This window comes from Candidatus Melainabacteria bacterium RIFOXYA2_FULL_32_9 (assembly GCA_001784615.1).
Taxonomy (GTDB): Bacteria; Cyanobacteriota; Vampirovibrionia; order Gastranaerophilales; family UBA9579; genus UBA9579.
Genome location: MFRQ01000122.1, coordinates 1 through 6,187 on the forward strand (window position 1 = coordinate 1; position 6,187 = coordinate 6,187).

The window sequence follows — 6,187 nt, forward strand, 5'->3', positions numbered from 1 at the left end:
AAAAAATGAAATACGGATCAAATCTTGCCGGAGTATCTTCAGATCTAGAAAATGCTACAAACTATGTTACAGAAGCTGTGACAAAATACGGGCTGGGACCGAACACCTCAATATTAGCTACGGATGCTAATCCATTTGCCAAAGAAGCAGCTAAAGATGCCGTAGCTAAAGATATTAAAATAATAACAACTACAGCAGCTAAAGTAGCTAAGCTAATAATCGAATCAAATAAAGACTTCATTGAGGAATATGCAAATTCCTGTAAAAACAATCCTAATAAAAATATATCAGGAGCAGAATTTGCTAATATGTTACATGACTGGAACCAAAAGCATTATAAAGAAAGTGAAGTAGAATCACTTCAAAATAGAATCAAAAGAATAATAGATGAAGCACAAAAAGGTGAAATGCCTAACAATTAAATGATAAGCTAACGAAAATTACAAGATTCTCGATTAGTCTACATAACTAACCATACTGGATTAAAATCATTTGTTCATTTTGATGTATCATAAATACAGTAAAATAGTTGAAACTTGAGCAGGAAAAAATTTATGAATAAGCTTTTAGAACTTGTAGAAAAAGTTAATAACGAACCCGATAATATCGATGTAAGAATGGAGTTAGCTAGAAAATATCTAGACAATCAAGATTATAAAGCCGCTAAAATAACTCTTGAAGAAGTAATAAAGCTAAAACCTGATCATTTAGATGCAAATTTCGTTCTTGGACAACTAAGCGAATTTGATGAAGAGTTTGCCAGAGCTGTTGAATGCTTTGAGAAAGTCGTTCAGCAACAACCTACATTTGATTTGTCATATAAGCTTGGACAATTATATGAAAGCGCAGATCAATATGATAAAGCTCTTTTCATATACATCGAATGTTATAAAGCCGCTCCACAAGACAGCAATCTTTGCGAAAGAATTGCTCATGTGTACAGAATTTTAGGAAATAGACAAGAAGCAATTCATTTTTATAAACTGTTACTATTGTTAAATCCTGATGATATAGTCGCTTTGACCCAATTGATGGAACTTTATGAGGAAGAAAATAACAGCTGGCTATATAACTTAACAAAAGCAAGGATTAATGAATTAGAAGGATTATTATCTCAGGCCGTTTCAGCTTATAAAAAAGCTTTATCCGAAACCGAAAATAAACAGGATGCAGTTAAAATAAGACTTGCAATTGCAGATATACTGATTAAAAAAGAGAATTATCTGCAAGCTGTAGATGAATTTCTGGCTATTTTAGAGAAAGACAATCAAAATTATAATGTCTATAGAAAACTTGCAGAAACATACATTAAGCTAGACAACGCTGAAGCTGCAAGCGAAGCATTAGAAAAAGCACTTGAAATTCGACCAAACGATGAGAATATACTTAATGAATTAGCAGACTTATACTTCGAAATTGATAAACATGAAAAAGCATTGAAAACTATTGAAAATCTTATAAAACTGGAGCCTGATAAACTTTCCCATTATGTTGGTTTAGCAAAAGCTCACATTGCACTTAAGATGGATTCAGAAGCAGAGGAAAATTTAAACTTAGTGCTGGAAAAAGATCCTAAAAATATTGAAGCAATCGGAGTACTTGCAGACTTCCATAGCCTTAAAAAAGATTATCAAAAAGCTCTTGAATATGCTGAAAAAATAAAAGAATTTATTCCTAAAAGCCCTTTTGGATACAGAAAAGTTGCTGAAATTTATGAAATTATGAAAAAACCTTTTGAATCACACTATAACTTTGGAATTTATCACGATTTAAAAGGAGAAAAGCAGCTTGCTATTGACGAATTTAATTGGGCACTTGAACATGACCCCAAAAACATAGAAATAGCCTTAAAATTAGCTAAATTATATGAAGATATTTCTGAAGAATACATTGCAGCTGAATATTACCAAAGAATATATAGTATTGATAAAGAAAACATCACTGCGCTTAAGAAAATCGGCGAGATATACTTCAAAAAGAAAGACTATCAGCAAACTATAGAAATTTATAACGAAATTTTAAAGATAAATCCAAACTGCAAAGAGGAATATTTTACTCTTGCAGAGGCTTATGAACAAGCAAAAAATTATGATTTAGCACTTCAAAATTACAACAAATATCTAGATACAGCAGGGCTTTCCGCAAAATCTGATGAAGCAAAATCTAGAATTGAAAAACTTGAATCTAAAATAAATGGAGAGGAAGACGATGGATTATTAAGCAAAATTCTAAGAATCTTCTCAAAAAATTAAAATAAAAATCCTGCTACATAAGCAGGATTTTTATTTATAGCTTTATTCAATTTAAATTTCTTTAGAATTAGATTCTGTTTTTTCTTGCTTTGCAATTATTTTATCAATAAGCCCATATTCTTTTGCTTCATCTGGTCCCATATAGAAATCTCTGTCTGAATCCTGCTCAATTTTCTTGTAAGACTGACCTGTATGCTTAGCCATCAATTCATTCATTTGCTTTTTAATTCTGGCAATTTCAGCAGCTTCAATCATAATATCAGAAGCCTGACCCCTTGCACCGCCTGATGGTTGGTGAATCATAATTCTTGCATTAGGTAATGCCATACGCTTGCCGGGAGTGCCTGATGCCAACAGGAAAGCACCCATGCTTGCGGCTTCGCCAACACATATAGTGCTTACATCAGCCCTCACATGCTGCATAGTATCATAGATAGCCATTCCTGAAGTTATAACCCCACCAGGACTATTAATGTACATTATTATATCCTTCTCAGGATTTTCAGCATCCAATAGTAATAATTGAGCTACAACAATATTAGAAATCTGATCATCTATTTCTGTACCAAGAAAAACTATTCTTTCTCTTAAAAGCCTTGAAAATATATCAAATGAACGCTCACCACGGCTCGATTGCTCAATAACCATAGGAACGTAGCTCATAATTCTATCCAAATCCATTATTAATTCTCACTCTCTAAGTATTTATAACCCATAATATTATATGATATTAATAAAACTATTGCAAAAATTTTTATATTATCAAGGACAAAAATTGGTAGAGGTATAAAAATAAGTGATATAGAACATATTCAGAAATCAAATTTTCCTAGTGTCATTGCGAGGAATGAAATGCAATGAAGTGACGAAGCAATCCAAAAAAAGATAGTATAATATTATTTGGATTGCCGCACACCTACGGTGCTCGCAATGACAGTGCGACGATTAGCTGGATTATGACTCTGGAAAAATTTATCACTTTAATTTTTACTATTACCCAAAAATTATATAAAGAAATTAGTAGTGCTATAACCAGATAACTATAAATTAAGTCTGCCTGTTTCAAAAGCATTTGTCACTAACTTAAGTTAGGTAATTGATCTTACAAAAAAATTGAATATAAATTTTTAACAAGGATTGACTTAGTTTAAAATATGTCTAATACTTTAATTAGGCATTTTATAAGCTGTTTTTTATTATAGAAAAATTCTATGATTTAGGAGCAAGTAGCTTATGCGATTTATAAAAAAGCATAAAAATGGTTTTAGCCTTGCTGAAACTCTAGTTATTTTACTATTAGTAAGTGTAGCATTAGCTGCTACTATACCAATTATTACCAAGAAAAAACCTATAGGTGTTTCTGAAAATGCAATAAACTGCATACTTAATGGCGCTGCAGATATTATTTTCAATGCAACTACAGGCAATATTACACTCCCACTTCCTTCTAGTGGCAATTGTTATGCAGCTTATCATGGATGCGAGACAGGTGAAGGAGGCGATTGCAATACTCTAATAACATATGCTGATGGAGCTGGTACAGCTAATCAAAAAACAGCCGCCTTGAAAATCCTAAGAGCTTCTTGTGACCAAGGTGGAGAAGATGCTTGTAATTACTTCTTATCCAGATGTTTTAGTAACTCAACGAATTGCACCGATCCAGACCCCAAATATACTCTTCGCTATTACTTAAATCTTCCCTTAGCTGATGTAAATTCGGGCAAATCAATAATTCAAACAAAAGGTGGTAATTATTACAGCTGGAATATGACCACTTTGGTTGATGAGATTAACACTGTTTGTGACAGTTACGCTGAATCAACTGCCTGTGCTATGAAAATAACTTCTGGTGGGTGTACAAGTAACCCGGGTGATTCTTGTGAAGATGGTACAATATTTGCAGGAACATATTCAGGATCCAATATATTTACTACACCAAATGATGCCAGTTCTACTTGCTGGAATGACTGTGTAGACGGGCACTGGACTGATATAGACGCTGTCAGTCTAGACGATGGCGCAACTAATACTGCGACCCTTATAAACGCTATAGATGGAAGCCCTGATCAGTCGCCACCACATCAGGCTGCATTAGCCTGTCAGCAACTTAATACAATTAATGCATATGGTCATAATGATTGGTACTTACCGGCAAAAAATGAATTAAACGTAGTTATGCAAAGCAGAGATGATATAGGTGGTTTTGTAAATGTTGATGGTTATTATTACTGGTCCTCATCACGAGAAGATGGGAGTAACACCAATATATGGGCACAACACTCAAGTAACGGCGAACAAAGCTCGCAAGTCATGACTGGCGCTACTCCTTATTTCTATGTTCGCTGCATTAGGAAAGAATAAGAAGATAATTATTTAAGACTTAACTCAAAAGGAGAAATTTTATATTAAAATTTCTCCTTTTGTAGTAACCTGGTCTATTTCAGTAATTACTATCTTTATCAATTTGTTCTTTAGATCATCCTTGCCATTAATCAAAACAGGTATATAATTATCACTTCGGCCTTTCAATAAACCTGTTTTTTTATCACGTGTCAGCTCAATAAGTACTTCTAATTCCTGATTAAGCTGACTTTTCCTGAATTCCAGGTTTTTTCCTGCTGCAAGTTCAGTCAACATATTATTTCTGATTTTCTTTATTCCCTGTGGAATTTGATTCTCCATTTCAGCTGCTGGTGTCCCTTTTCTTTTGGAATATGTAAAAACATGAATATAGCTAATAGGTAGATTTTCCAGATTTTTATAAGTATCATTAAAAAACTCATCTGTTTCTCCCGGAAATCCAACTATAATATCACTACCTATTGCCAGATTTGGAATATTTTTGGTCAAATTATTTATTAAATCACTATAATATTCAACGCTATAACGTCTGCGCATAAGTTTTAAAATTTCATTATTTCCACTTTGCAGAGAAATATGCAAGTGACGGCAAAATTTCTTTGAATTAATCAATGTTTCTATTAAATCATCAGTAAATTCAATAGGATCAATAGAACTAAGGCGGAATCTTTTTAGCCCTTCAACCTGCTCTATTTCTTTTATAAGATTAGCTAATGAACTTTTAGGCTTTAAATCAAGTCCCCATTGACCAAGATGAATTCCTGACAGAACCAATTCCTGAAATCCTTGTCCTGTTATTAATTCAACCTGCTCAAGAATATCATTAAGATTGTTACTTCTACTATTACCTCTTGCATAAGGGACTATACAGTAAGAACATCTGAAATTACAACCATCCTGAATTTTAATATTTGCTCTTGTCCTGCCTGATGCTGATAAAACCTTTTTATCTTTAAATTCTTTTTCCTGCATAATATCTGAAACTAGTATTTGTGGTTCAGAATCATCAAATAATTCGTTATTATTTAGTAATTCTACCAAGTTCTGCTTTTCAGTATTACCTATAATTAAATTCACATCTTCTAATTGTCTTATTTCCTCTGCCGCAACTTGCGCATAGCATCCTGTAACGATAATTCTAGCAGCAGGATTTCTTCTTTTTGCTTGTCTTATGTAGTATCTTGAATTATTATCACTTTTTCCAGTTACTGAACAAGTATTTATTATATAAAAATCGGCAATTTCATTAAATTTAACTACTTCAAATCCATATTTCACAAGATCATCAGCTAAAATCGATGATTCTAGCTGATTAGCCTTACACCCAAGAGTATTTATAGCAACTTTTTTCATATTTCTTTTAAATTTAGCTGTAACTCCAATATTTTATCCTAAAAATTTTGCTTATTATTAACTTCTACTCTGTTAATGTTAAAAATAGATTGTAAAAAATTGTTAATATCAATCTTTTAAGTAGTCAAGTTTTTCACATATAAGGAGGTAACAAAAAATACTTACGCATAAAGTGATATTGTCATTGCGAGGAGGGCTGAAAGCCCGACGTGGCAATCCAA

At 32.6% G+C, this 6,187-nt stretch carries 4 protein-coding genes and 1 pseudogene; 3 read left to right on the plus strand and 2 right to left on the minus strand.

Annotation, left to right across the window (positions count from 1 at the left end; genetic code table 11):
* Positions 1-422: pseudogene (locus tag A2255_02205) on the plus strand (hypothetical protein).
* A 132-nt stretch (positions 423-554) separates the two neighbouring features.
* On the plus strand, positions 555-2,252 hold the full coding sequence (locus tag A2255_02210) for a hypothetical protein (GenBank protein OGI18083.1): 1,698 nt from the start codon (positions 555-557) through the stop codon (positions 2,250-2,252).
* Between the two features lie 51 nt (positions 2,253-2,303).
* Here A2255_02210 and A2255_02215 read toward each other — a convergent pair whose 3' ends face one another.
* The gene (locus A2255_02215; GenBank protein ID OGI18086.1) at positions 2,304-2,915 is read right to left on the minus strand and encodes an ATP-dependent Clp endopeptidase, proteolytic subunit ClpP; all 612 of its coding nucleotides are present in this window, start codon (positions 2,913-2,915) and stop codon (positions 2,304-2,306) included.
* A gap of 570 nt (positions 2,916-3,485) precedes the next feature.
* Between A2255_02215 and A2255_02220 the strand changes: the two genes are divergently transcribed.
* Positions 3,486-4,613: a hypothetical protein gene (locus tag A2255_02220; protein ID OGI18084.1), complete on the plus strand. Its 1,128-nt coding sequence runs from the start codon at positions 3,486-3,488 to the stop codon at positions 4,611-4,613.
* Positions 4,614-4,652: 39 nt separating this feature from the next.
* Here the strand turns inward: A2255_02220 and A2255_02225 are convergent, their stop codons facing one another.
* Positions 4,653-5,966, minus strand: a complete 1,314-nt coding sequence (locus A2255_02225; protein OGI18085.1) for a tRNA (N(6)-L-threonylcarbamoyladenosine(37)-C(2))-methylthiotransferase MtaB — start codon at positions 5,964-5,966, stop codon at positions 4,653-4,655.
* Between the last annotated feature and the right edge of the window lie 221 nt (positions 5,967-6,187).

Bases quoted from the DNA above. Each gene is read 5' to 3' on its own strand.
- A2255_02210 (OGI18083.1), top strand. From the start codon at position 555: ATGAATAAGCTTTTAGAACTTGTAGAAAAAGTTAATAACGAACCCGAT.
- A2255_02215 (OGI18086.1), bottom strand. From the start codon at position 2,915: ATGAGCTACGTTCCTATGGTTATTGAGCAATCGAGCCGTGGTGAGCGT.
- A2255_02220 (OGI18084.1), top strand. From the start codon at position 3,486: ATGCGATTTATAAAAAAGCATAAAAATGGTTTTAGCCTTGCTGAAACT.
- A2255_02225 (OGI18085.1), bottom strand. From the start codon at position 5,966: ATGAAAAAAGTTGCTATAAATACTCTTGGGTGTAAGGCTAATCAGCTA.